Origin of the sequence: Pseudomonas alcaligenes, assembly GCF_014490745.1 — a bacterium.
GTDB classification, from domain to species: Bacteria; Pseudomonadota; Gammaproteobacteria; order Pseudomonadales; family Pseudomonadaceae; genus Aquipseudomonas; species Aquipseudomonas alcaligenes_C.
The window spans coordinates 1310422-1334042 of the sequence record NZ_LZEU01000001.1 but is presented as its reverse complement, the minus strand read 5'-3'; the positions used below and the strand labels follow the sequence as shown (position 1 = coordinate 1334042).

Sequence of the window (23621 nt, the reverse complement as noted above, 5' to 3'; positions counted from 1 at the left end):
CCGCGAGTCAGGAGATTGTAAGCAGGTTCTCAGCGCCGCTTGCGGTATAGCGCAGCCTCGCCCTCGGGACGGGTCTTGAAGCGTCGATGGGCCCACAGGTACTGCGCGGGCAGCGCACCGACCGCCTGCTCGATCCACTGGTTGATGCGCAGGCAATCGGCCTCTTCGCTGTCGCCAGGGAAATCCTGCAGCGGTGGGTGGATGACCAGGCGATAGCCGCTGCCGTCCGCCAGGCGTTCCTGGGTGAAGGGCACCACCTGGGCGCGGCCCAGGCGGGCGAACTTGGTGGTAGCGGTGACGGTGGCAGCCTGGACGCCGAACAGCGGCACGAAGATGCTCTGCTTGGGGCCGTAGTCCTGATCCGGCGCGTACCAGATCGCGCGGCCGGCGCGCAGCACCTTGAGCATGGCACGGATGTCCTCGCGCTCGATCGCCGTGGCGTCCAGGTTGTGGCGCTCGCGACCACGGCGCTGGATGAAGTCGAACAGCGGGTTGCTGTGCTCACGGTACATGCCGTCGATGGTCTGGCGCTGGCCGAGCAGCGCCGCGCCGATCTCCAGGGTGGTGAAATGCAGGGCCATGAGGATCACCCCCTGCCCCTGGGCATGGGCCTGCTGCAGATGCTCCAGCCCTTCGATATGGGCCAGCTTGGCCAGTCGCGCCCTGGGCCACCACCAGCTCATGGCCATCTCGAAGAAGGCGATGCCGGTCGAAGCGAAGTTGTCCTTGAGCAGGCGCTCGCGCTGGGCGGCGTCCAGCTGCGGGAAGCACAGCTCGAGGTTGCGCCGGGCAATGTGCCGACGCGAGCCGGCCACGCGGTACATCAGCCCGCCCAGCCCGCGTCCCAGGCCGAGCAGCCAGCGATAGGGCAGCTGCACCAGCAGCCACAGCAGGCCCAGGCCCAGCCACAGCAGCCAGAAGCGCGGATGAAGGAAAGAGGCGCGAAATTGCGGGCGTTCCATGAAAGGTTCCGGACAGGCGACAAAGCCCCGCATTCTACAGAAACCACGGGCAAAGTCGGCGGGCTCGCGTACAGGCCGCCGCCGCGGCTTGCGGCGCTGCGGCCTTCTCGTTATAAGTCGTGCCGATTCAGAGTAATGGGTAGACCATGAGCCAAGCCGACCTCCTCGACCAAGATCCCGTGTTCCAGCTCAAGGGCAGCATGCTCGCCATCACCGTGCTGGAACTGGCGCACAACGACCTGGAGCGCCTGGATCGGCAACTGGCCGAGAAAGTCGCCCAGGCCCCCAATTTCTTCCAGAACATCCCGCTGGTGCTGGCCCTCGACAAGCTGCCGGAAGGCGAAGGCAGCCTCGACCTGGCCAAGCTGATGGAGCTGTGCCGCAACCACGGCCTGCGCACCCTGGCCATCCGCGCCAATCGCGAGGACGACATCGCCACGGCCAACGCCCTCGACCTGCCGGTACTGCCGCCGTCCGGCGCGCGGGAAAAGCTGGTCGAGCCGGTGGAAGCGCGCAAAAAGCCGGAAAAACCGGCCGAACCGGCGGTCAAGCCGACCAAGATCATCACCACCCCGGTGCGGGGCGGCCAGCAGATCTACGCCCAGGGCGGGGACCTGGTAGTGCTGGCGCCGGTCAGCGCCGGGGCGGAACTTCTCGCCGACGGCAATATCCATGTGTACGCCCCCCTGCGCGGACGCGCCCTGGCCGGCGTCAAAGGTGACGCCAAGGCGCGGATTTTCTGCCAGCAGATGGGCGCCGAGCTGCTTTCCGTGGCCGGCCAGTACAAGACCGCCGAAGACCTGCGCCGCGATCCGTTATGGGGCCAATCGGTGCATGTCAGCCTGTCGGGTGATGTGTTGAACATCACCCGCCTTTAACGGATACTGCGGCCAATTTTCAGGGACCAAAAAGGCATCCGGAAGCCAGTATTAGCGGCTCGGATTGCCCGATTTTTCATATATTTGGGGTGAATCACCTTGGCCAAGATCCTCGTAGTCACTTCCGGCAAGGGCGGCGTGGGTAAAACCACCACCAGCGCCGCCATCGGCACCGGCCTCGCCCTGCGCGGCCACAAAACCGTGATCGTCGACTTCGACGTCGGCCTGCGTAACCTCGACCTGATCATGGGCTGCGAGCGCCGCGTGGTGTATGACTTCGTCAACGTGATCAACAACGAAGCGACCCTGACCCAGGCCCTGATCAAGGACAAACGCCTGGAGAACCTGTACGTGCTGGCCGCCAGCCAGACCCGTGACAAGGACGCGCTGACCAAGGAAGGCGTCGGCAAGGTCATCGACGAGCTGTCGCAGAACTTCGAATACGTCATCTGCGACTCGCCGGCCGGTATCGAAACCGGTGCCCACCTGGCCATGTACTTCGCCGACGAAGCCATCGTCGTGACCAACCCGGAAGTGTCCTCGGTACGCGACTCCGACCGCATGCTCGGCCTGCTGGCCAGCAAGTCGCGCCGCGCCGAACAGGGCCTGGAGCCGATCAAGGAGCGCCTGCTGCTGACCCGCTACAACCCGGAGCGCGTGACCAAGGGCGAAATGCTCGGCGTGGAAGACGTCGAGGAAATCCTCGCCATCAACCTGCTCGGCGTGATCCCGGAATCCCAGGCCGTGCTGAAAGCCTCCAACCAGGGCGTACCGGTGATCCTCGACGAGCAGAGCGATGCCGGCCAGGCCTACGGCGATGCCGTCGATCGTCTGCTGGGCAAGGAAGTGCCCCACCGCTTCCTCGACGTGCAGAAGAAAGGACTCATGCAACGCCTGTTTGGAGCGCGCTAATGAACATTTTCGATTTCTTTCGTGAGCGCAAGAAGGAAACCCCTGCCTCGATCGCGAAAGAGCGTCTGTCGATCATCGTCGCCCACGAGCGCGGCCAGCGCAGTCAGCCGGACTACCTGCCGGCCCTGCAGAAAGAACTGGTCGAGGTGATCCGCAAGTACGTCAAGATCGAGCAGGATCAGGTGCACGTGGCGCTGGAAAACCAGGGCAGCTGCTCCATTCTGGAACTCAACATCACCCTGCCGGATCGGTGAAAACTACTGCGCTCGGTGATGCAGCGTTGAAATCAGGCTCAGAATGCTCATTTACGGCATGTAAACTCCGCTTCTTCGCCTGATTTCGCCTTGCCTGACCTTCGCTCGCTACGTTTTCACTGCACTGATGTTGAACCATGGCGGCCTTAATGGCCGCCATTTCATTTTGGGTCTCCCCATGCCGCTGTCGAACATCCAGATCCTCCACCAGGACGCCGCCCTGCTGGTGATCAACAAGCCCACCCTGCTGCTCTCGGTGCCCGGCCGCGCGGAAGACAACCGCGACTGCCTGGTGACTCGCCTGCAGGAAAACGGCTACCCGGAAGCGCGCATCGTGCATCGCCTGGACTGGGAAACCAGCGGCATCATCGTCCTCGCCCGCGACGCCGACAGCCACCGCGAGCTGTCGCGCCAGTTCCACGACCGCGAGACCGAGAAGGCCTACACCGCCCTGTGCTGGGGCCAGCCGGAACTGGACAGCGGCAGCATCGACCTGCCGCTGCGCTACGACCCACCGACCAAGCCACGCCACGTGGTCGACTTTGAGCACGGCAAGCACGCCTTGACCTTCTGGCGCGTGCTGGAGCGCTGTGGCGACTGGGCCCGCGTGGAGCTGACGCCGATCACCGGCCGTTCGCACCAGCTGCGTGTGCATATGCTGTCGATCGGCCACCCGCTGCTCGGCGACGGCCTGTACGCCCACGAACAGGCCCTGGCCGCCTGGCCACGCCTGTGCCTGCACGCCAGCATGCTCAGCCTGACCCACCCGCAAACCGGCGAGCGCCTGCGCTTCGAGTGTCCGGCCCCGTTCTAGCGCCTGCCAAACGCCACGCGGAATCCGATAAACTGCGCTTATTGTCGTCCGGAGTCCGTTATGCGCGCAGAGCTGAACCAAGGCCTGATCGAGTTTCTCAAGGCCTCGCCCACCCCCTTCCACGCTACCCGTAGCCTGGCCCAGCGCCTGCAGGCCGCCGGCTTCAAGGCCCTGGACGAGCGCGAGCCCTGGCACACCGAGCCGGGCGGACGCTACTACGTGACCCGCAACGACTCCTCGATCATTGCCTTCCGCCTCGGCCACCGTGCCCCGCTGGACGGCGGCCTGCGCCTGGTCGGCGCGCACACCGACAGCCCCTGCCTGCGCGTCAAGCCGCAGCCGGAGCTGCAACGCCAGGGCTTCTTCCAGCTCGGCGTGGAAGTCTACGGCGGCGCCCTGCTCGCGCCCTGGTTCGACCGCGACCTGTCGCTGGCCGGCCGCGTGACCTTTCGTGAAGGCGGCAAGGTGCAGAGCCTGCTGATCGACTTCGAACAGCCGATCGCAGTGATTCCCAACCTGGCCATCCACCTCAACCGCGAGGCCAACCAGGGCTGGGCGATCAACGCGCAGAACGAGCTGCCGCCGATCCTCGCCCAGTTCGCCGGGGAAGAACGCGCCGACTTCCGCGCCGTGCTGGCCGAGCGCCTGGCCGAGGAACACGGCATCAGCGCCGACGCGGTGCTGGACTACGAACTGAGCTTCTACGACACCCAGGGCGCCGCGGTGATCGGCCTCAACCAGGACTTCATCGCCGGTGCGCGCCTGGACAACCTGCTGTCCTGCTATGCCGGCCTGCAGGCCCTGCTCGCAGCCGAGGGCGATGAAAGCTGCGTGCTGGTATGCACCGACCACGAGGAAATCGGCTCCTGCTCGGCCTGCGGCGCCGACGGCCCGTTCCTTGAGCAGGTGCTGCGCCGCGTGCTGCCGGATGGCGACGCCTTCGTCCGTACCATCCAGAAGTCGCTGCTGGTATCGGCCGACAACGCCCACGGCGTGCACCCCAACTACGAGGCCAAGCACGACGCCAACCACGGCCCCAAGCTCAACGCCGGCCCGGTGATCAAGGTCAACAGCAACCAGCGCTACGCCACCAACAGCGAAACCGCCGGTTTCTTCCGCCACCTGTGCCTGGCCGAGGAAGTGCCGGTGCAGAGCTTCGTGGTGCGCAGCGACATGGGTTGCGGCTCGACCATCGGCCCGATCACCGCCAGCCAGCTGGGCGTACGCACCGTGGATATCGGCCTGCCGACCTTCGCCATGCACTCGATCCGCGAACTGGCCGGCAGCCATGATCTGGCTCACCTGGTACGGGTGCTGACTGCCTTCTACGCCAGCGCCGAGCTGGCGTGAGCCGGTCTATCTGCCCGCCCGGCTTTTGACTACTCCCTCTCCCTCCGGGAGAGGGCTGGGGTGAGGGAAAGCGGGTGAGTTGCCTACAGCCCCCTCACCCCTAGCCCCTCTCCCAAGGGGAGAGGGGAATCAAGCGTCCTACCCCCTCCTCAATCCGGCACTTCGACGCTGACCCGCACGGCGTCATGGCGCCAGTACTCCAGATCGCAGTCGATGATCCGCCCGTGCTGGTCGCGGTTGACCCGGGTGATACAAAGCGCCGGGCTGCCCGGCGCGGCCTTGAGGCTCAACGCCGCCTCCACCGGCAGTGCCGTAGGCAGGATGTCGAAACCCACCCGGCCATAGCGGATGCCGTATTCGCTGGCATACAGCTCGGTCAGCGAGGCGGTCAGGTCGAAGTCCAGCAGGCCCGGGAAATACGCCGGGTTGAGGTAATGCTCGACGTACAGCACCAGGCGCCCGTCGATGCGCCGCGCCCGCCTGATCTGCAGCACCGCCGACAGCGCCGGCAGCTCCAGCTTCTCGCAGATCTGCGGCGACGCCGGCATCAGCCGCGCGCTCAGCACTTCGGTGGATGGCTGCCGCCCCTGCTCGCGCACCATGGCGTGGAAGTGGCTGCGCACCAGCGGGTTGTAGTTCAGCCGCAGCGGCGAGACGAACCAGCCACGCCGTTCCTCGCGGTAGATCAGCCCTTCGGCCTCCAGCTGGCCCAGCGCCTCGCGCAGGGTGATGCGGGTGGTCTCGAACAGCTCACTGAGCTTGCGCTCGGCCGGCAGCTTGCCGCCCTGGGGCAGCAGGCCGTGCTCGATCTGTTCGAGCAGGGCGCGGCAGATGGCCGTGACGGTACGGGGCGCTTCGTCGCGCATGCTTTTCTCCAATCTGGCCTAGACCAGCACCAACAGGGTGCAAGTCAGTTCGGCAGTGCGGCCATGCTAGGCAGCCTAGATGACTGTTCGGTGACAGCCAGAACGCCTGCCCAAACGCCTGCATAGCGCATGCCACAAGGCTTTCGACATATCAGACAAATCAGCTACTTAGCCATGGTCTACGCTTGCTGGCGCGGAGCGGCACAGTGGATCGGGTCGCAGCCTCGCCATAAAAGCGTCATACAAAGCCTCTAGATTTGGCCTGGGTCTTGCTGATCTAGACCAATCTCTAACCACGCTAAGGAGCTTCACATGAAACGCCTGCTGCTGGCTTCACTGATGGGATCGGCCATTATTCTGGGTAACCAGGCCATGGCCAACGAGGATGTTAAGAGCCTGGAACAAGCCGCCCGCAAGGAAGGCGCCGTCAACAGCGTCGGCATGCCGGACAGCTGGGCCAACTGGAAGGACACCTGGGTCGACCTGGGCAAGCTCTACGGCCTCAAGCACATGGACACCGACATGAGCTCGGCGCAGGAAATCGCCAAGTTCGCCGCCGAGAAAGACAACGCCACCGCCGATATCGGTGACGTCGGCGCCGCCTTCGGCCCCATCGCCGTGCAGCAGGGCGTGACCCAGCCTTACAAACCGACCACCTGGGAGCAGATCCCGGCCTGGGCCAAGGATCAGGACGGCCACTGGATGCTGGCCTACACCGGTTCCATCGCCTTTATCGTCAACAAGCAGCTGGTCAAGGACGTGCCGCACTCCTGGGCCGACCTGAAGAAGGGCAAGTACAAGGTCGCCATCGGTGACGTCAGCGCCGCCGCCCAGGCGGTCAACGGCGTGCTGGCTGCCGCCATCGCCAACGGCGGTGACGAGAAGAACATCCAGCCGGGCCTGGACTTCTTCGCCGAGATCGCCAAGCAGGGCCGCCTGGGCCTGTCCAACCCGACCATCCAGACCCTGGAAAAAGGCGAAGTGGAAGTCGGCGTGGTCTGGGACTTCAACGGTCTCTCCTACCGCGACCAGATCGACCCGAGCCGCTTCGAGGTGCTGATCCCGTCCGATGGTTCGGTGATCTCCGGCTACACCACGGTGATCAACAAGTACGCCAAGAACCCGAACGCCGCCAAGCTGGCCCGCGAGTACATTCTGAGCGACGCCGGGCAGATCAACCTGGCCAAAGGCAACGCCCGCCCGATCCGCGCCGAGCACCTGACCCTGCCGGCCGAAGTGCAGGCCAAGCTGCTGCCGAACGCGCAGTACGCCAAGGTGCAGCCGATCAAGGATGCCGCCGCCTGGGAAGCCACCTCGAAAGCGCTGCCACAGCTGTGGCAGGAAAACGTGATCATCGAGATGCAGTGATCGACCTTGCGGGGTCTGGCAGCCGCCAGGCCCCGCATTCTTCATTCAGGAATCCGCGTGATGAAGCACAAAGTCATCCTGGTGGTGCTCGACGGCCTCAACTATCAGGTGGCCCGGCACGCCCTCGGCCATCTGCAGGCCTACTGCGGAGCCGGACGCGCCGCGCTGTACCAGCTCGACTGCGAGCTGCCGGCCCTGTCGCGGCCGCTCTACGAATGCATCATGACCGGCGTGGCGCCGATCGACAGCGGCATCGTGCACAACGACGTGGTGCGCCTGTCCAACCAGCGCAGCATCTTCCACTACGCCCGCACGGCTGGCCTGACCACCGCTGCCGCGGCCTATCACTGGATGAGCGAGCTGTATAACCACGCGCCCTTCGATGCCGCCCGCGACCGTCACACCAGCAACCCGACCCTGCCGATCCAGCATGGTCACTTCTACTACGCCGACCACTACCCGGACTCGCACCTGTTCGCCGACGCGGAGCACCTGCGCCAGCGGCACAACCCGGACTTCCTCCTGGTGCACCCGATGAACATCGACGACGCCGGGCACAAGCACGGCCTCGACTCGCCGCAATACCGCAACAGCGCACGCGTCGCCGACCTGTTGCTGGCCGAATACCTGCAACGCTGGCTCGACGCCGGCTACCAGGTACTGGTGACCGCCGACCACGGCATGAACAACGACCGCTCGCACAACGGCCTGCTACCCGAAGAGCGCGAAGTGCCGCTGTTCGTGGTCGGCGATGCCTTCAGCCGCAATCCCGCCGCCCTGCCGCGGCAGACCGAGCTGTGCGGCACCGTCTGCACCCTGCTCGGCGCGGCCCACGACAAACCCTGGTGCAAGGAACTGCTCAAGTGACAGCTGGCAAACCCGGCGTACTGCGCGGCAAATGGCTGGCCCTGTTGTGCCTGCTGCCATTCGCCGTCTTCTTCATCGCCTTCCAGATCGCCCCGCTGGTGTGGGTCGCCGTGCACAGCCTGCGCGTCGGCGACAGCTGGGGCCTGGGCAATTTCGCCAAGGCCTTCGGCTCCAAGTTCTACCTGCAGGCCATCGAGCACAGCCTGCAGATCGCCTTCTGGTCGAGCCTGTTCGGCATCCTCATCGCCGTGCTTGGCAGCTACTCGCTGCGCCAGGTGGACTCGAAGCTGCGCGACTTCGTCATGGCCTTTTCCAACATGACCAGCAACTTCGCCGGGGTGCCGCTGGCCTTCGCCTTCATCATCATCCTCGGTTTCAACGGCGCGCTGACCCTGCTGCTCAAGCAGGCCGGACTGATCGAGGACTTCAACCTGTACTCCAAGACCGGGCTGATCGTGCTCTACACCTACTTCCAGATCCCCCTCGGCGTGCTGTTGCTCTACCCGGCCTTCGACGCCCTGCGCGAGGACTGGCGCGAGTCCGCCGCGCTGCTCGGTGCCGGCACCTGGGAGTTCTGGCGGCATATCGGCCTGCCGGTACTGACCCCGGCGCTGCTCGGCACCTTCGTCATCCTGCTGGCCAATGCCCTGGGCGCCTACGCCACGGTGTATGCGCTGACCACCGGCAACTTCAACGTGCTGCCGATCCGCATCGCCGCCATGGTCGCCGGCGACATCAGCCTCAACCCGGACATGGCCAGCGCCCTGGCCATGCTGCTGGTCGGCCTGATGGTGGTGATCACCGCCGTGCACCAGTGGCTGCTGAAGAGGAGCTACCATGTCGCGCACTGAAGCCAAGCCGGCGGCGCTGTATCACCGCGTGGTGGTCTGGCTGCTGTTCCTGATCCTGCTGCTGCCGCTGGCCGGCACCCTGGTCTACTCGCTGTCCACCAGTTGGTCGGCGACCATCCTGCCGGACGGTCTGACCCTCAAGTGGTACCTGGCGCTATGGAGCGACGTCCGTTTCCTCGCTGCCTTCGGCCAGTCGCTGCTGGTGTGCTTCGGCGCCCTGCTGCTGGCCAGCGTGCTGATCCTGCCGCTGCTGTTCGTGGTGCATTACCACTTCCCGCGCCTGGACGGGCTGATGAACATCCTCATCCTGCTGCCGTTCGCCGTGCCGCCGGTGGTGTCCTCTGTCGGCCTGCTGCAGGTCTACGGCTCGGGCCCGCTGGCGATGGTCGGCACGCCGTGGATTCTGATCGGCTGCTACTTCACCGTGGCCCTGCCGTTCATGTACCGGGCCATCACCAACAACCTGCAGGCGATCAACCTGCGCGACCTGATGGACGCCGCCCACCTGCTCGGCGCCAGCACCTGGCAGGCGGCCTTCCTGGTGGTGCTGCCCAACCTGCGCAAGGGCCTGATGGTCTCGCTGTTCCTCTCCTTCAGCTTCCTGTTCGGCGAGTTCGTCTTCGCCAACCTGCTGGTCGGCACGCGCTACGAGACCCTGCAGGTGTACCTGAACAACATGAAAAACAGCAGCGGCCACTTCAACAGCGCGCTGGTGATTTCCTACTTCTTCTTCGTACTGGTCTTCACCTGGGCGGCCAGCCGCCTGAACAAGGACAAAGCATGAGTTACCTGAGTATCCGCGGCCTGCACAAAAGCTACGGCGACACACCGATCTTCAGCGACATCAACTGCGAGATCGGCAAGGGCGAGTTCGTCACCCTGCTCGGCCCTTCCGGCTGCGGCAAATCCACCCTGCTGCGCTGCATCGCCGGCCTCACCGAAGTCGACGGCGGGCAGATCCTCCTCGACGGCCAGGATCTGGTGCCGCTGTCGCCGCAGAAGCGCGACATCGGCATGGTGTTCCAGAGCTACGCGCTATTCCCCAACATGACCGCTGCACAGAACGTCGCCTTCGGCCTGCGCATGCAGAAGGTCAGCAAGGAAGAAAGCGCCCAGCGTGTGCAGGACGCCCTGGCCATGGTCGAACTGGGCGACTTCGCCGCACGCTACCCGCACCAGCTGTCCGGCGGCCAGTGCCAGCGCGTGGCCCTGGCCCGCTCGCTGGTCACCCGCCCGCGCCTGCTGCTGCTCGACGAGCCGCTGTCGGCGCTGGATGCGCGCATCCGCAAACTCCTGCGCGAGCAGATCCGCAGCATCCAGCAAACCCTTGGCCTGACCACCATCTTCGTCACCCACGATCAGGAAGAGGCGCTGACCATGAGCGACCGCATCTTCCTGATGAACGCCGGCAAGATCGTCCAGAGCGGCGATGCCGAAACCCTCTACACCGCTCCGGTGGATGCCTTTGCCGCCGGCTTCATCGGCAACTACAACCTGCTCGACGCCGACGCCGCCAGCCGCCTGCTGCAACGCCCGGTGCAGGGCCGTATCGCCATCCGCCCGGAAGCCATCCAGCTCGGCGCCCAGGGTGGCATCGAGGCCGAGGTACGCGGCCACAGCCTGCTCGGCAATGTCATCCGCTACCGCGTTGAGGCCCACGGTGTGGAACTGGTGGTGGATGTGCTCAACCGCTGCGGCGACAATCTGCACGGCAAGGGCCAACGCATCGGCCTGAGCATCGACAGCAGCGCAATCCGGGAGGTGGCTTGATGCCCCTGGCGATATTCGATCTTGATGAAACCCTGATCCACGGCGACTGTGCCTCACTCTGGGCGCAGCACATGGCCGACATCCAGTGGGTCGACGGCGAGTCGTTCCTGCAGCGCGAGCAGGAGCTGATGGCGCTTTACTCCCAAGGCAAGCTGGCTATGGAAGACTACATGGCCTACACCCTGTCACCACTGGTGGGGCGCACCGAGGAGGAAATCGAGTTCGTCGTCGGCCCCTTCGTCGAGGATGTCATCGAGCCGATCATCTACAGCGACGCCATGCGCTGCCTGGCCCAACATCGCGCGGCAGGCGATCGCCTGCTGGTAATCTCCGCCTCGGCGCACTTCCTGGTCAGCGCCATCGCCGAGCGCCTCGGGATAGAGGAAGTGCTGGCCATCGACACCGAACAGCAGCACGGCTGCTACAGCGGCAAGACCCGTGGCGTGCTGACCTACCGCGAAGGCAAGGTGACCCGCCTGCACGAGTGGCTGGCGGCCGAGGGTGAAAGCCTGGACGGCGCGCACTTCTACTCCGACTCGCGCAACGACCTGCCGCTGCTAGCCCTGGTGCCGCACCCGCACGCGGTCAACCCGGATCCGACCCTGCGCGCCCATGCCGAGCAGGCGGGGTGGGAAATCCTCGCCTGGAAATGAACCCGGCATAACGCACAAGGCCCGCAAAAGCGGGCCTTGTGCGTTACAGCGCCGGCTACGCCAGGCTTTCGTCGAGCAGCAGCACCAGCTTGCCGGATACCTGGTTGCTCGCCAGCGCGGCAAACGCGGCCTCGGCATCGCTGGCAGCGAAGCTCTGCTCCAGCTGCGGCTTGAGCCGACCCTCGGTGAACAGCGGCCAGACCTGGCGCCCCAGGTCGGCCAGCAGGTCGGCCTTGAACTGCTCGTCGCGGTTGCGCAGGGTCGAGCCGATCAGCTGGATGCGCTTGCCCAGCAGCAGCGCCATGTCCAGCTGCGCCTTGCTGCCGCCCATCAGGCCGATATTCACCCAGCGTCCGTCGCGCGCCAGCAACTGCAGGTTGAGCTCGGCGTAGTTGGCACCGACCGGGTCGAGGATCACGTCGAATGGCCCCAGGTCGCGCAGGCTCTCCAGGCTTTCGCCGCGCAACGCACCACCCTGGGCACCGAGCGCCTCGCAGTAGGCCAGGCGCTCGGCCGAACCGACGCTGACCCAGCACGGATTGCCAAAGGCCTTGCACAGCTGGATCGCCGCCGAGCCGACGCCGCTGGCACCGGCGTGCAACAGCACCCTCTCGCCGGGCTTCAGCCCAGCCAACTGGTACAGGTTGAGCCAGGCGGTGGCGTAGACCTCCGGCAGCGCCGCCGCCTCGGCCAGCGACAACCCTTCCGGCACCGGCAGCACATGGCTGGCATCGACCACCACTTCCTCGGCCATACCACCGCCGGCGAGCAGGCTGCAGACCCGGTCGCCAACCTTCCAGGCACTGCCCGCGCCGACCTCGCTGATCACCCCGGAGCACTCCAGGCCGAGAATGTCGCTGGCCCCCGGCGGCGGCGGATACAGACCGGCGCGCTGCAGCAGATCAGCGCGGTTCAGCCCGGCGGCGGCCACCCGAATACGGACTTGGCCCACATCACACGCAGGACTCGGCCTGTTACCCCACTCCAAGTGCCCTTCAACGCCTTGCAATGCCTTCATGCTGCCTCCATAGTGAGTTGAGCCCCCGGCACGCCAAGGCCCGGGGAAGACTGTCGCAGCAGGATTGGCCGGGTCGAGACAAGAGTTTTCCCTCGTTCCCGCCCCCACTTGCCGCGGTCTTCCCGGAGTTCGCTGGCCGCCGGGTTTCTGCATTAGCGCCGCCAGGCTCGAATGGAACCGGCGCCCGAACATACGGCCTAATATGCGTTATCAACTGCCATCGCGTCGAATCACCATGCTGCGTCTTCTTCCTACCAGCGCACTCGCCCTGTTCATCGGCCTGCAGGCCCTGCCAGCGGTGGCCAAGACCGGCCCGGAAAACTGGGAATACCTGCAGCCCACCGCCGAACAGGTACGGGCCAGCCAGAACGTCGTGGAGCTGCTGCGCCTGCACCACTACAGCAAGCCGCCGCTGGATGACGCCCGCTCGGCCAAGATCTACGCCGGCTACCTGAAGATGCTCGACCCCGCGCGCAGCTACTTCAACGCCGCCGACATCGCCGAATTCGACCTGTGGCAGACCAAGTTCGACGACTTCCTCAAGAGCGGCAACCTGAAGCCCGGTTTCACCATCTACCGGCGCTACCTGCAGCGTGCCCAGGAGCGCCTGGACTATTCGATCGCCCTGCTCGAGAGCGGCGTCGAGCATTTCGACTTCAGCATCGACGAAGACCTGCTGGTCGACCGCGAGAAAGCGCCCTGGGCCAAGGACAACGCCGAACTCGACGACCTCTGGCGCAAGCGCGTGAAAGACGAAGTGCTGCGCCTGAAGATTGCCGGCAAGGAACCCAAGGCCATCCAGGAGCTGCTGCTCAAGCGCTACCAGAACCAGCGCAAGCGCCTCGACCAGAGCAACAGCGAGGACGTGTTCCAGGCTTATATCAACGCCTTCTCGGAAACCTACGACCCGCACACCAACTACCTGTCTCCGGAAAGCGCGGAGAACTTCGACATCAACATGAGCCTGTCGGTGCAGGGCATCGGCGCGGCCCTCGAAGGCGGCAACGAGTACGTCAAGATTGCCCGCCTGATCCCGGCCAGCCCGGCCGAGAAGAGCAAGCAGCTGGCCCCGGCCGACAAGATCATCGGCGTGGCCCAGGGCGATGGCGAAATGGTTGACGTGATCGGCTGGCGCCTGGGCGAAGTGGTCAAGCTGATCCGCGGGCCGAAAGGCTCCAAGGTACGGGTGGAAGTGATCCCGGCCAGCAACGCGCCCAACGACATGACCAGCAAGGTGGTCTCGCTGGTACGCGAAGAGGTCAAGCTGGAAGACCAGGCCGCACAGAAGTCGGTGCTCACCCTCAAGCATGAAGGCCGCGACTACAAGCTCGGCATCATCCACATCCCGGCCTTCTACCTGGACTTCAAGGCGTACCGCGCCCAGGATCCCAACTACAAGAGCACCACCCGCGACGTGAAGCGCCTGCTCGGCGAGCTGAAGAAGGAGCAGGTCGACGGCGTGGTCATCGACCTGCGCGACAACGGCGGCGGTTCCCTGCAGGAAGCCACCGAACTGACCGGCCTGTTCATCGACCAGGGCCCGACCGTGCTGGTACGCAACAGCGACGGCGAGGTCGACGTGCTGGCCGACGAAGAACCCGGCGTGTTCTACGACGGCCCGATGGCCGTGCTGGTCGATCGCCTGTCCGCCTCCGCCTCGGAAATCTTCGCCGGCGCCATGCAGGACTACCACCGCGCGCTGATCCTCGGTGGCCAGACCTTCGGCAAGGGCACCGTGCAGACCATCCAGCCGCTCAACCATGGCGAGCTGAAACTGACCCTGGCCAAGTTCTACCGGGTTTCCGGGCAGAGCACCCAGCACCAGGGCGTACTGCCGGACATCGCCTACCCGAACACCGTCGACACCAAGGAAATTGGCGAGAGCGCCCTGCCCGAGGCCATGCCCTGGGACAGCATCAAGCCAGCCATCGGCCCGGAGAGCAATCCGTACAAGCCGTTCCTCACCGAACTGCAGAACCGCCATGAGGCCCGCACCCAGACCGATCCGGACTTCGTCCTGACCCGCGAGCGCATGGCCCTGGCCCAGGAGCTGCTGAAGCAGACCAGCGTCAGCCTCAACGAGCAGAAGCGCCGTGCCCAGCACGCCGACATCGAAGCCCGTCAGCTGGCCCTGGAGAATGCCAACCGCAAGGCCAAGGGCAAGGAGCTGCTCAAGGAGATCAAGGAAGAGACCGACGAGGACACGCCCGTGGAACCGGTGAAGACCAAACCGGAAGACGACGCCTACCTCACCGAGAGCGGCCATATCCTGCTCGACTTCCTCGGCCTGCACACTTCGGTGGCCAAGCACTGACGGTCATCAAAGCGTCACAGCGTTGTCGTGAAATGAAGGGCCGGTAGCGATACCGGCCCTTTTGTTTTCAGCGGAAATCACCATGACCGTCACCGAGCAGTTGAGCGCACTGGGTCTGATCCTCGCTCACGGCGACTTGCACAGCCTGTTCCAACCCATAGTCTCGCTCTCCGAGCGACGCATCCTCGGCTACGAGGCCCTGACCCGCGGCCCGTCCAACAGCCCGCTGCACGCTCCCATCGCCCTGTTCAGCGTGGCGCGCAATGCCGGGCGCCTGAGCGAGCTGGAACTGGCCGCGCGCAAGAGCGCCTGCCGGCGTTTCCGCGAGCTGCAACTGGACGGCAAGCTGTTCCTCAACGTCTCGCCGGAATCCCTACTGGAACCCAGCCACCAGCCGGGGCGCACCCTGCGCCTGCTGCAGGATCTCGGCATCAGCCCGGATCAGGTGGTGATCGAGCTGACCGAACAGGCGCCGATCGATGACTTCAGCCTGCTCGACACGGCCCTGCACCACTATCGCGCCATGGGCTTCTCCATCGCCCTCGACGACCTCGGCGCCGGCTACTCCAGCCTGCGCCTGTGGTCGGAGCTGCGCCCGGACTATGTGAAGATCGACCGCCACTTCATCGACGGCATTCACCTGGATGCGGTCAAGCGCGAGTTCGTCGGCTCGATCCTGAAGATGGCCAAGGCCTCGCGCGCCCAGGTGATCGCCGAAGGCATCGAACTGGTGGAAGAGCTGGCCGTGCTCACCGAGATGGGCGTGGATCTGGTGCAGGGCTACCTGCTCAGCCGCCCGCTGGAGCAGCCGCCGCGCGATGCGCACAAGCTGCTGCCGCGCCTGGAAAGCACTGCTACGGCGCTCAGCGAAGACAACACCGACCTCAGTGCCCTGCTCAACGAGCAACTGGCAGTGAGCCAGGCCACCGCCACCGCCGAGGTGCTGGAAGCCTTCCGCGCCCAGGCCAACCTCAACTCCCTGGCGGTGCTCGACGAACAGGATCAGCCGGTCGGCATCGTGCACCGCCACTCGCTCTCCGAGGCGCTGCTCAAGCCCTTCGCCACCGACCTGTTCGCGCGCAAGCCGATCAGCCGACTGATGAGCAGCGACTTCCTCGCCGTGGATATCGGCCAGTCACTGCAGCAGGTCAGCCGCCTGCTCACCAGCCGCGCCCGGCAACGCATGGAGGAAGACTTCATCATCACCCAGCACGGCCGTTACCGTGGCCTCGGCCGGGTGATCGACGTGCTCAAGCTGATCACCGAGCGCAAGATCCAGCAGGCCCGCCACGCCAATCCGCTGACCCTGCTACCGGGCAACGTGCCGATCCAGCAGTGCCTTAGCCGCCTGTTGCAGCAGGGGCGCGAGGCGGTGGTGTGCTACGTGGATATCGACAGCTTCAAGCCGTTCAATGACCTCTACGGCTACGCCAAGGGCGACGAGGTGCTGCTGTGCCTGGCGCAGTGCCTGAGCGAACGGGTCGACCCCAGCCGCGACTTCGTCGGCCATATCGGCGGCGACGACTTCCTGCTGGTACTGGGCTCGGCGGACTGGCGCAAGCGCCTCAACCACCTGCTGGAAGACTTCCAGGGCCAGTGCCGGCGCTTCTACCGTGACGAACATCTGCAGGCCGGCTGCTTTGTCGCCCACAACCGCCAGGGCCGGCGCGAGGAGTTCCCGCTGCTGTCACTGTCGATCGGCGTGGTGCACCTGCATCCGCAGAGCTGTGCGCAGCTCGATGCCAGCCAACTGGCCGGCCTGGCCTCGGAAGCCAAGCGCCACGCCAAGGCGATTCCCGGCTACAGCCTGCATATTCTCGACAGCCTCAGTCTGTCGGCCTGAGTTCACAGCCCCAGGGCGCTGGCCTGGCGGGCGAACTGCTCGGCCAGTTGTGCGTCAGCTGCCAGGCCAGGGCCACCTTCGCGGTAGAGCCGGGCCAGTCTTTGTGCCGCCAGGGGATGGCCAGCCGCGGCGGCCAGCTGCCACCAGCGCGCCGCTTCGGCGGCATCCGCTGCCTGGCGGGTGTCCCCGACCAGGGCAGACTGCCCGACCTGGTAAGCGGCCTTGCCATCGCCAGCCTTGGCCGCCTCACGCAGCAGGCGCAGGCCTTCCTCGCGAGCCCCCAGGCCGTGGCCGCGAAACAGCAGCAGATGACCGTAGAAACTTTGCGCCGGCACATCACCCAAGGCAGCCATGCGCGCGTACTGCCCCTGCATCCAGGCCCAGGCCCGCGGCTGGCGCACCAGCCAGCCCCAGCCCAGCAGGCGCCGTGCCAGCCAGTAGCCGCAGCGGGCCCGGATACGCCAGAGCATCAGGCTTCCTCGGGGTAACTGAACTCGAAGACCCGCGCCACTTCGGCCGCATGCCAGGAGGCGGCGGCGATGCCGTCGGACGGCCCGGCAAAGCGCCCGAGGCGGGCGGCACATTCGAAGAAGCCGGTACGCGGCAGGCGACTGGCCCCCTGACTGATTACCAGGGCACTGCGCAGCGGGCGCTCGGCCTTGGCATCCAGGGCCGCCAGGTGTTCGAGGGCGGCAGTCAGGGTCTGCATCGCCGGGGTCGGCAGCTGCAGGCGCTCGACCAGGGCACGGTAGGTCAGCAGATGGCGCTGGCGACGGGCATCCTCGAGCTCACCCAGCAGCGCCTGCCAATGCTGGCGGTGGATGCGCACGCTCAAGAAGCCTGCTCCCAGGATGCCACGCCGAGCACTCGTCCCAGGGCGCGCAGCACAGCGCCGTCGGGGACACGCTCGCCGCTCTCGAACAGATTGAGGTAGTGCGGGCTGATCCCTACCGCACGCGCCAGGTCGGCCTGGGACATGCCCCGCGCTTCGCGCAGGTTGGCCAGCTCACTGAAGGCCGCCACGCTGTCTGTCAGCTCTGCGACCTCGCACTGGCCTTGATCGGCAGCTTGTAACAGGGCCTGGTACTCGCTCCAGGGTAATACCGCATATTCGGGCTCACCGTTGCGGGTGATCACTTGCACACTCATTACCACTCTCCGTGGACAGCAGTGCCGATTGACCCGGCACTCCCTTGCTAGAGGCCATCTTAACAGTCCTGCCCCGGCTTGGGTCAGCCCTGCCGTGCAGCCGTGCGAGCCATGCCACGCTCCTCGGCCGCCGCCCTTATCCCGCAGCCGGCAGACGCTCGATACGTTGCAGCTGCGTGGCGTCCTGCTGCGCACGCCAGTCCTCATAGGCCTGCAGCTCTGCCGCCCAGGTGCGCATGATCCAGGCCAGCACGGCGAGATCGTCGAGCAGCCCGGCACCCAGCAGCCAGTCCGGCACGGCATCCAGCGGCGTGAGGAAATACACCAGGCCGGCCACCACGCTGAGCAAGGCCTGCGCATTGATCGCGCGATACTCGCCTCGCCACCAGGCCATGCACAGCCCCAACAGACGCTGCAGATCGCTACGCAACTGCCCCGCATCCCGCGCCTTGCGCGCCACCGCCAAGAGCAAAACGGGCAGCCGCCGCCCCGCTAGCAGGCGGGAGGCCGGTGCCAGGTAACGCGTCAGGTTTTCGCCAATATTCATGCCCACACTCCGCCAAACCGCATGCCTTAAGGGCCCGCCCTGGTTATCCACCAATGCTGTGGATAACCCTGTGCACAGAACACTAACACGCCTGGCAAATGCCCACGCCACGCGGCCTTACGACAGATCGGATACTTTTTGCTCACTCTAAAAAAATCATTAAAATCAAATGGTTACTGACCGAGCATTGCTCGGGAAAACTGTAACAGTCGTGACAAGGCAGGTAACCGGCACAATGTGCATAAGCGTAACACCCACACAGCATAAGCCCCCTTTTTCGACTGCTAGGTCGAGCGCCCCCAGCCTTTGCCGAACCCCATAAACGACAACGCCCCGACTAAGCGGGGCGCTGGCAAAACAGCATGCTAAGGCTTACTGGGCAGCCGGGGCAGCGGCCGGATCCTTGATCGCGATCAGCTCGAGGTCGAAGACCAGTACCGAGTTGGCCGGAATCTGCGGACTCGGGCTCTGGGCGCCGTAGGCCAGTTCGCTGGGGATGTACAGCTTGTACTTCTCGCCAACGTGCATCAGTTGCAAGCCTTCGACCCAACCCGGGATCACGCCGCTGACCGGCAGGTCGATCGGGCTGCCACGCTCGATGGAGCTGTCGAACACGGTACCGTCAGTCAGCTTGCCTTCGTAGTGAACGGTCACCACGTCGGTGGCTTTCGGCTGGGCGCCGTCGGCTTTCTTCACGACTTCATACTGCAGGCCGGACTTGGTGGTTACCACGCCCTCTTTCTTGCCGTTTTCTTCGAGGAACTTCTTGCCAGCCTGGGCCGACTCCTCGTTGAGCTTGGCCATGCGTTCTTCGGAACGCTTCTGCAGGAAGGCGAAGGCCTCGGCCAGCTCCTCATCCTTGATCTTCGCGTCTTTCTTGCCGATGGCATCTTCGATGCCCAGGGCCACAGCCTTGGGATCCAGATCGTCCATGCCTTCGCGGGACAGGCTCTTGCCCATATTCAGGCCGATGCCGTAGGAGGCTTTCTGCGCCGGGGTCTTGAGTTCCACATTGCTGGTCTGCGAGTCGCAACCAGCCAGTACCAGGCCCACCAGGGCAACCGCAGCCGCCAGACGATGTTGTTTCATGCTTGATCCTTGTTATAGCCGCGAGGGCCGGAGAGAAAGCGCGAGCTTAGCAGTCTGCGCCAAGCACTGGCTACGGCACTTTAGGAACCCTGGCAAACGGATTAGTTCAGCCGGCGACGACGAAAGTCGGCGGCCTGATGGCGGGGAAAAATCGCAGGCAAAAAAAAACGACCTTTCGGTCGTTTCTTCCAGTCTTGGTCTTCAGTCTAACCAAGGCTTATATATGGCGCAGCGGACGGGACTCGAACCCGCGACCCCCGGCGTGACAGGCCGGTATTCTAACCGACTGAACTACCGCTGCGCGTAACTGCGAGATGGTGGGTGATGACGGGATCGAACCGCCGACCCTCTGCTTGTAAGGCAGATGCTCTCCCGGCTGAGCTAATCACCCTTCACTCTCGAAGTGGGGCGCATTCTAGAGAGCGACCCGAACCTTGGCAAGCTCTTTTTTAAAAAAATTTTGCAGGCGTTCCAAAGGCTTAGCGATGGGTTGGCCAATCGCCCCCGGCAGAGAATAATGCGCGCTTTGCGTAATTGGAGTGTCGCCCCCATGTGGTTCCGCAACCTGCTTGTCTATCGCCTGACCCAGGACGTGCCGTTCGACGCCGAAGCGCTCGAGGCGGCCTTGGCCACCAAACTGGCCCGTTCCTGCGCCAGCCAGGAGCTGACCACCTACGGCTTTATCGCGCCCTTCGGCAAGGGCGGTGACGCCCCGCTGGTGCATGTCAGTGGCGACTTCCTGCTGGTGGCCGCGCGCAAGGAAGAACGCATCCTCCCCGGTAGCGTGGTGCGCGATGCCCTGAAGGAAAAGGTCGAGCAGATCGAAGCCGAGCAGATGCGCAAGGTCTACAAGAAGGAGCGCGATCAGCTCAAGGACGAGATCGTCATGTCCTTCCTGCCACGCGCCTTCGTGCGCCGCTCGGCCACCTTCGCCGCCATCGCCCCCAAGCTCGGCCTGATTCTGGTCGACTCGGCCAGCGCCAAGCGTGCCGAAGACCTGCTGTCGACCCTGCGTGAAGTCATGGGCTCGCTGCCGGTGCGCCCGCTGAGCGTGAAGATGGCACCGACCGCCACCATGACCGACTGGGTCAAGGCGCAGCAGGCCGCCGCGGACTTCTTCGTGCTCGACGAGTGCGAACTGCGCGACGTCAACGAAGATGGCGGCGTGGTGCGCTGCAAGCGCCAGGATCTGACCAGCGAGGAAATCCAGCTGCACCTGTCGGCCGGCAAGCTGGTTACCCAGCTGTCCCTGGCCTGGCAGGACAAGCTGTCCTTCGTCCTCGACGACAAGCTGGTGGTCAAGCGCCTGCGCTTCGAAGACCTGCTGCAGGATCAGGCGGCCCAGGATGGCGGCGACGACAACCTCGGCCAACTGGATGCCAGCTTCACCCTGATGATGCTGACCTTCTGCGACTTCCTGCCGGCGCTGTTCGAGGCCCTGGGCGGCGAGGAAATCCCCGAGGGTATCTGACCCAGAACCTGTTTACGGCCTTCTGAATTAAAGCCAGGCAAGGAAAAAGCGGCCGAGGAAGCGCAGTTTACGAGCTGTAAATGAGCATTCCGAGGCTGCTTTTAACGCTGCCTGGCCGACAGTCAGGAGGCCGTAGACGGGGTCTGCGGAGACCTTTGGCAACACCTGCCAGGGCCCGCTCATCCCACTGAGCTTGCCCTGTGCAGGGGCTTGTGCAAAATAACGCACAGAGCAGGGACGACCCTGCGACTCCTTTCGAGTATTCATCCGGGACGGCCCGCTATCCCTTAGCAGTACGCGGAGCACCTTATGTCCTGGATCATCCTGTTTCTCGCCGGCCTGTTCGAAGTCGGCTGGGCCGTCGGCCTGAAATACACCGACGGTTTCACTCGCCCCATCCCTACCCTGCTCACCGTGGGCGCCATGATCCTCAGCCTGGCCCTGCTCGGCCTAGCCATGAAGGAACTGCCGCTGGGCACCGCCTATGCGATCTGGACCGGCGTCGGCGCCATCGGCACGGTGATCGCCGGGATCATCCTGTTCGGCGAGTCCATGGCGCTCATGCGCCTGCTCAGCGTCGGCCTGATCGTCGCCGGGCTACTCGGCCTCAAGCTCAGCCATTGAGTCAGGCACAAAAAAGCCCGCCGATTGGCGGGCTTTTTCATGCCGGCATGATCAACGAACAGCACCACGCAGCTGGCTGACCTGCTCCTGCAGCACCAGTCGGCCAGTGTCCGCCGGTAGCGGCTGGCCCGCCACCAGGGTGACGCGCGACCAGAAACGGCGGAACAGCCCCTTGCTCGGGTCGCGGCTGAAGAAGCTGCCCCACAAGCCCTGCAGCGCCATGGGAATCACCGGCACCGGGTTGGCCGCGAGGATGCGCTCCACCCCGGCCTTGAACTCGTCGATCTCGCCGCTGGTGGTCAGCTTGCCTTCGGGGAAGATGCACACCACCTCGCCTGCCGCCAGATATTCGGCGATGCGCGCGAAAGCCTGCTCGTAGATCTGCTCGTCCTCGCTGCGTCCGGCGATCGGCACGGTGCCGGCGGTACGGAAGATGAAGTTGAGCACCGGCAGCTGGTAGATCTTGTAGTACATGACGAAACGCACCGGGCGGCGCACTGCCCCGCCGATCAGCAACGCATCGACGAAGGACACGTGGTTACACACCAGTACCGCCGCGCCCTCGTCGGGGATCGCCTCCAGGCCCTCGTGGCGCACCCGGTACATCGAGTGGCTGAGCATCCAGATGAGGAAGCGCATGGTGAACTCGGGAACGATCTTGAAGATGTAGGTGTTGACCGCCAGGTTCATCAGCGACACCACCAGGAACAGCTCGGGGATGCTCAGCCCGGCCACGCTCAGCAGGAGCATGGCAACCAGCGCCGAGACCACCATGAACAGCGCGTTGAGGATGTTGTTGGCGGCGATCACCCGGGCTCGCTCGGTCTCCGCCGTGCGCGACTGGATCAGCGCATACAGCGGCACGATGTAGAAGCCGCCGAACACGCCGATGCCGAAGATGTCGGCGAGAATCCACCAGGCCTGACCAATGCCCAGCAGGCCCAGCCAGTCATGAGCCGCCTCGGCTGCCGGGAAGCCGCTGGAGTGCCACCACAGCAGCACGCCGAACAGGGTCATGCCGATCGAGCCGAACGGCACCAGGCCGATCTCCACCTTGCGTCCGGAGAGCTTCTCGCACAGCACCGAACCTAGGGCTATACCCACCGAGAACACGGTGAGGATCAGGGTGATCACGCTCTTGTCGCCGTGCAGCAGCTCCTTGGCGTAGGCCGGGATCTGCGCCAGGTAGATCGAGCCAAGGAACCAGAACCAGGAGTTGCCCAGCAGCGAGCGCGACACCGCCGGACGCTGGCCGAGGCCCAGGCGCACGGTAGCCCAGGTCTGGCGGAAGATGTTCCAGTCCAGCGGCAGCTCCGGCATGGCCGCCGCTGCCCGCGGGATCTGCCGGCTGGCGGCGTAGCCGAGGCCGGCCACCAGCACGATGGCGGTCGACACCAGGCCGGCGGAATGGCTGTCGGACATGATCAGCCCGGCACTGATGGTGCCAGCCAGGATGGCCAGGAAGGTGCCCATCTCCACCAGGGCGTTGCCGCCCACCAGCTCCTCTTCACGCAGGGTCGCCGGCAGGATCGAGTACTTCACCGGGCCGAACAGCGCCGAGTGGGTACCCATGCCGAACAGCGCCAGCAACAGCAGGTAGAGGTTGTTGTAGAAGAAGCCCAGGGCGCCGACCAGCATGATGCCGATCTCGGCCAGCTTGATCATGCGGATCAGCGCGTCCTTGGCGAACTTCTCGCCGAACTGCCCGCCCAGGGCGGAGAACAGGAAGAACGGCAGGATGAACAGCAGGTGGCAGAAGTTCACCAGCAGGCTGCCCTGCTTGTCGGAGAACGCCATGCCGAACAGCACGACGAAGATCAGGCCCTGCTTGAACACGTTGTCGTTGAAGGCGCCGAGCAGCTGGGTCACGAAGAACGGCAGGAAACGCCGAGTGCCGAGCAGGGCGAATTGCGAGTGTTGGGTCATCGTCCTTGTACCTGTGTCAGAGAGGCAAACACCGTCCTGCATTGGACAGCATCTGCCCCTGACAAAGCCACACCCGCGTGCGGCTTTCGGCAGTG

The 23621-nt window shown here is 64.9% G+C and carries 24 protein-coding genes and 2 tRNA genes; 15 read left to right on the top strand and 11 right to left on the bottom strand.

Annotated elements, in window-relative coordinates; genetic code table 11:
* Nucleotides 1-29 precede the first annotated feature (29 nt).
* Nucleotides 30-962 (bottom strand): lipid A biosynthesis lauroyl acyltransferase, encoded by a 933-nt coding sequence (locus A9179_RS05935; RefSeq protein ID WP_187804910.1) that lies wholly within the window; start codon nucleotides 960-962, stop codon nucleotides 30-32.
* A 146-nt stretch (nucleotides 963-1108) separates the two neighbouring features.
* Between A9179_RS05935 and minC the strand changes: the two genes are divergently transcribed.
* From minC to A9179_RS05910, 5 genes are all read left to right on the top strand, one after another.
* Complete coding sequence (gene minC, locus A9179_RS05930; RefSeq protein ID WP_187804909.1) at nucleotides 1109-1840, top strand: septum site-determining protein MinC; 732 nt, start codon at nucleotides 1109-1111, stop codon at nucleotides 1838-1840.
* A 99-nt stretch (nucleotides 1841-1939) separates the two neighbouring features.
* Nucleotides 1940-2752 carry a septum site-determining protein MinD gene (gene minD / locus A9179_RS05925; protein WP_187804908.1) on the top strand — a complete coding sequence of 271 codons (813 nt, stop codon included), beginning with the start codon at nucleotides 1940-1942 and terminating at the stop codon, nucleotides 2750-2752.
* Nucleotides 2752-3006 carry a cell division topological specificity factor MinE gene (gene minE, locus A9179_RS05920; protein ID WP_137971440.1) on the top strand — a complete coding sequence of 85 codons (255 nt, stop codon included), beginning with the start codon at nucleotides 2752-2754 and terminating at the stop codon, nucleotides 3004-3006. The genes minD and minE overlap by 1 nt, the downstream gene beginning before the upstream one ends.
* 178 nt (nucleotides 3007-3184) lie before the next feature.
* Entirely contained in the window at nucleotides 3185-3820 is a 636-nt protein-coding gene (locus tag A9179_RS05915) for an RluA family pseudouridine synthase (protein WP_187804907.1), read from the top strand.
* 60 nt (nucleotides 3821-3880) lie between these two features.
* On the top strand, nucleotides 3881-5170 hold the full coding sequence (locus tag A9179_RS05910; RefSeq protein ID WP_187804906.1) for a M18 family aminopeptidase: 1290 nt from the start codon (nucleotides 3881-3883) through the stop codon (nucleotides 5168-5170).
* Nucleotides 5171-5319: 149 nt separating this feature from the next.
* Here the strand turns inward: A9179_RS05910 and A9179_RS05905 are convergent, their stop codons facing one another.
* Entirely contained in the window at nucleotides 5320-6036 is a 717-nt protein-coding gene (locus A9179_RS05905) for a UTRA domain-containing protein (RefSeq protein ID WP_187804905.1), read from the bottom strand.
* A 312-nt stretch (nucleotides 6037-6348) separates the two neighbouring features.
* On the opposite strand from A9179_RS05905, the gene A9179_RS05900 reads away from it, so the two are divergent.
* The 6 genes from A9179_RS05900 to A9179_RS05875 are packed head-to-tail and all read left to right on the top strand — an operon-like array spanning nucleotide 6349 to nucleotide 11545.
* Entirely contained in the window at nucleotides 6349-7404 is a 1056-nt protein-coding gene (locus A9179_RS05900; protein ID WP_187804904.1) for an ABC transporter substrate-binding protein, read from the top strand.
* A 60-nt stretch (nucleotides 7405-7464) separates the two neighbouring features.
* Entirely contained in the window at nucleotides 7465-8271 is an 807-nt protein-coding gene (locus A9179_RS05895; RefSeq protein ID WP_187804903.1) for an alkaline phosphatase family protein, read from the top strand.
* The gene (locus tag A9179_RS05890) at nucleotides 8268-9122 is read left to right on the top strand and encodes an ABC transporter permease (protein ID WP_394354714.1); all 855 of its coding nucleotides are present in this window, start codon (nucleotides 8268-8270) and stop codon (nucleotides 9120-9122) included. Before A9179_RS05895 ends, A9179_RS05890 begins: the two co-directional genes overlap by 4 nt.
* Complete coding sequence (locus tag A9179_RS05885) at nucleotides 9109-9906, top strand: ABC transporter permease (RefSeq protein ID WP_187804902.1); 798 nt, start codon at nucleotides 9109-9111, stop codon at nucleotides 9904-9906. Before A9179_RS05890 ends, A9179_RS05885 begins: the two co-directional genes overlap by 14 nt.
* Nucleotides 9903-10892, top strand: coding sequence for an ABC transporter ATP-binding protein (locus tag A9179_RS05880; protein ID WP_187804901.1), 990 nt, complete (start codon nucleotides 9903-9905; stop codon nucleotides 10890-10892). Before A9179_RS05885 ends, A9179_RS05880 begins: the two co-directional genes overlap by 4 nt.
* Nucleotides 10892-11545: an HAD family hydrolase gene (locus A9179_RS05875; protein WP_187804900.1), complete on the top strand. Its 654-nt coding sequence runs from the start codon at nucleotides 10892-10894 to the stop codon at nucleotides 11543-11545. Before A9179_RS05880 ends, A9179_RS05875 begins: the two co-directional genes overlap by 1 nt.
* Nucleotides 11546-11600: 55 nt before the next feature.
* Here the strand turns inward: A9179_RS05875 and A9179_RS05870 are convergent, their stop codons facing one another.
* Nucleotides 11601-12563: an NAD(P)H-quinone oxidoreductase gene (locus A9179_RS05870; protein WP_187804899.1), complete on the bottom strand. Its 963-nt coding sequence runs from the start codon at nucleotides 12561-12563 to the stop codon at nucleotides 11601-11603.
* Between the two features lie 235 nt (nucleotides 12564-12798).
* Between A9179_RS05870 and A9179_RS05865 the strand changes: the two genes are divergently transcribed.
* On the top strand, nucleotides 12799-14877 hold the full coding sequence (locus A9179_RS05865) for a carboxy terminal-processing peptidase (protein ID WP_187804898.1): 2079 nt from the start codon (nucleotides 12799-12801) through the stop codon (nucleotides 14875-14877).
* Between the two features lie 82 nt (nucleotides 14878-14959).
* A complete protein-coding gene (locus A9179_RS05860) occupies nucleotides 14960-16720 on the top strand; it encodes a bifunctional diguanylate cyclase/phosphodiesterase (RefSeq protein WP_187804897.1) in 1761 nt (586 codons plus the stop codon).
* Nucleotides 16721-16722: 2 nt separating this feature from the next.
* Here the strand turns inward: A9179_RS05860 and A9179_RS05855 are convergent, their stop codons facing one another.
* From A9179_RS05855 to A9179_RS05825, 7 genes are all read right to left on the bottom strand, one after another.
* Nucleotides 16723-17190 (bottom strand): sel1 repeat family protein, encoded by a 468-nt coding sequence (locus A9179_RS05855; protein WP_187804896.1) that lies wholly within the window; start codon nucleotides 17188-17190, stop codon nucleotides 16723-16725.
* Nucleotides 17190-17555 carry a hypothetical protein gene (locus A9179_RS05850; protein WP_187804895.1) on the bottom strand — a complete coding sequence of 122 codons (366 nt, stop codon included), beginning with the start codon at nucleotides 17553-17555 and terminating at the stop codon, nucleotides 17190-17192. The genes A9179_RS05855 and A9179_RS05850 overlap by 1 nt, the downstream gene beginning before the upstream one ends.
* Complete coding sequence (locus tag A9179_RS05845; protein ID WP_187804894.1) at nucleotides 17552-17869, bottom strand: helix-turn-helix domain-containing protein; 318 nt, start codon at nucleotides 17867-17869, stop codon at nucleotides 17552-17554. Before A9179_RS05845 ends, A9179_RS05850 begins: the two co-directional genes overlap by 4 nt.
* 136 nt (nucleotides 17870-18005) lie before the next feature.
* A complete protein-coding gene (locus A9179_RS05840) occupies nucleotides 18006-18416 on the bottom strand; it encodes a DUF1232 domain-containing protein (RefSeq protein WP_187804893.1) in 411 nt (136 codons plus the stop codon).
* Between the two features lie 372 nt (nucleotides 18417-18788).
* Nucleotides 18789-19505 (bottom strand): FKBP-type peptidyl-prolyl cis-trans isomerase, encoded by a 717-nt coding sequence (locus A9179_RS05835; protein ID WP_187804892.1) that lies wholly within the window; start codon nucleotides 19503-19505, stop codon nucleotides 18789-18791.
* A gap of 224 nt (nucleotides 19506-19729) precedes the next feature.
* A tRNA-Asp gene (locus A9179_RS05830) sits at nucleotides 19730-19806 on the bottom strand.
* A gap of 14 nt (nucleotides 19807-19820) precedes the next feature.
* Nucleotides 19821-19896 (bottom strand) — tRNA-Val (locus A9179_RS05825).
* A 159-nt stretch (nucleotides 19897-20055) separates the two neighbouring features.
* Here A9179_RS05825 and rdgC point away from each other — a divergent pair.
* Both rdgC and sugE read left to right on the top strand, forming a co-directional pair.
* Nucleotides 20056-20976: a recombination-associated protein RdgC gene (rdgC, locus tag A9179_RS05820; protein ID WP_187804891.1), complete on the top strand. Its 921-nt coding sequence runs from the start codon at nucleotides 20056-20058 to the stop codon at nucleotides 20974-20976.
* A 309-nt stretch (nucleotides 20977-21285) separates the two neighbouring features.
* On the top strand, nucleotides 21286-21600 hold the full coding sequence (gene sugE / locus A9179_RS05815; RefSeq protein ID WP_187804890.1) for a quaternary ammonium compound efflux SMR transporter SugE: 315 nt from the start codon (nucleotides 21286-21288) through the stop codon (nucleotides 21598-21600).
* Nucleotides 21601-21651: 51 nt separating this feature from the next.
* Here sugE and A9179_RS05810 read toward each other — a convergent pair whose 3' ends face one another.
* Nucleotides 21652-23526 carry a 1-acyl-sn-glycerol-3-phosphate acyltransferase gene (locus tag A9179_RS05810; protein ID WP_187804889.1) on the bottom strand — a complete coding sequence of 625 codons (1875 nt, stop codon included), beginning with the start codon at nucleotides 23524-23526 and terminating at the stop codon, nucleotides 21652-21654.
* Nucleotides 23527-23621 lie beyond the last annotated feature (95 nt).

What these genes read in the sequence shown, in the direction of transcription:
- A9179_RS05935 (WP_187804910.1), bottom strand. Translation starts at nt 962, where the DNA reads ATGGAACGCCCGCAATTTCGCGCCTCTTTCCTTCATCCGCGCTTCTGG.
- minC (WP_187804909.1), top strand. Translation starts at nt 1,109, where the DNA reads ATGAGCCAAGCCGACCTCCTCGACCAAGATCCCGTGTTCCAGCTCAAG.
- minE (WP_137971440.1), top strand. Translation starts at nt 2,752, where the DNA reads ATGAACATTTTCGATTTCTTTCGTGAGCGCAAGAAGGAAACCCCTGCC.
- A9179_RS05915 (WP_187804907.1), top strand. Translation starts at nt 3,185, where the DNA reads ATGCCGCTGTCGAACATCCAGATCCTCCACCAGGACGCCGCCCTGCTG.
- A9179_RS05910 (WP_187804906.1), top strand. Translation starts at nt 3,881, where the DNA reads ATGCGCGCAGAGCTGAACCAAGGCCTGATCGAGTTTCTCAAGGCCTCG.
- A9179_RS05905 (WP_187804905.1), bottom strand. Translation starts at nt 6,036, where the DNA reads ATGCGCGACGAAGCGCCCCGTACCGTCACGGCCATCTGCCGCGCCCTG.
- A9179_RS05900 (WP_187804904.1), top strand. Translation starts at nt 6,349, where the DNA reads ATGAAACGCCTGCTGCTGGCTTCACTGATGGGATCGGCCATTATTCTG.
- A9179_RS05895 (WP_187804903.1), top strand. Translation starts at nt 7,465, where the DNA reads ATGAAGCACAAAGTCATCCTGGTGGTGCTCGACGGCCTCAACTATCAG.
- A9179_RS05885 (WP_187804902.1), top strand. Translation starts at nt 9,109, where the DNA reads ATGTCGCGCACTGAAGCCAAGCCGGCGGCGCTGTATCACCGCGTGGTG.
- A9179_RS05880 (WP_187804901.1), top strand. Translation starts at nt 9,903, where the DNA reads ATGAGTTACCTGAGTATCCGCGGCCTGCACAAAAGCTACGGCGACACA.
- A9179_RS05875 (WP_187804900.1), top strand. Translation starts at nt 10,892, where the DNA reads ATGCCCCTGGCGATATTCGATCTTGATGAAACCCTGATCCACGGCGAC.
- A9179_RS05870 (WP_187804899.1), bottom strand. Translation starts at nt 12,563, where the DNA reads ATGAAGGCATTGCAAGGCGTTGAAGGGCACTTGGAGTGGGGTAACAGG.
- A9179_RS05865 (WP_187804898.1), top strand. Translation starts at nt 12,799, where the DNA reads ATGCTGCGTCTTCTTCCTACCAGCGCACTCGCCCTGTTCATCGGCCTG.
- A9179_RS05860 (WP_187804897.1), top strand. Translation starts at nt 14,960, where the DNA reads ATGACCGTCACCGAGCAGTTGAGCGCACTGGGTCTGATCCTCGCTCAC.
- A9179_RS05855 (WP_187804896.1), bottom strand. Translation starts at nt 17,190, where the DNA reads ATGCTCTGGCGTATCCGGGCCCGCTGCGGCTACTGGCTGGCACGGCGC.
- A9179_RS05845 (WP_187804894.1), bottom strand. Translation starts at nt 17,869, where the DNA reads ATGAGTGTGCAAGTGATCACCCGCAACGGTGAGCCCGAATATGCGGTA.
- A9179_RS05840 (WP_187804893.1), bottom strand. Translation starts at nt 18,416, where the DNA reads ATGAATATTGGCGAAAACCTGACGCGTTACCTGGCACCGGCCTCCCGC.
- A9179_RS05835 (WP_187804892.1), bottom strand. Translation starts at nt 19,505, where the DNA reads ATGAAACAACATCGTCTGGCGGCTGCGGTTGCCCTGGTGGGCCTGGTA.
- rdgC (WP_187804891.1), top strand. Translation starts at nt 20,056, where the DNA reads ATGTGGTTCCGCAACCTGCTTGTCTATCGCCTGACCCAGGACGTGCCG.
- sugE (WP_187804890.1), top strand. Translation starts at nt 21,286, where the DNA reads ATGTCCTGGATCATCCTGTTTCTCGCCGGCCTGTTCGAAGTCGGCTGG.
- A9179_RS05810 (WP_187804889.1), bottom strand. Translation starts at nt 23,526, where the DNA reads ATGACCCAACACTCGCAATTCGCCCTGCTCGGCACTCGGCGTTTCCTG.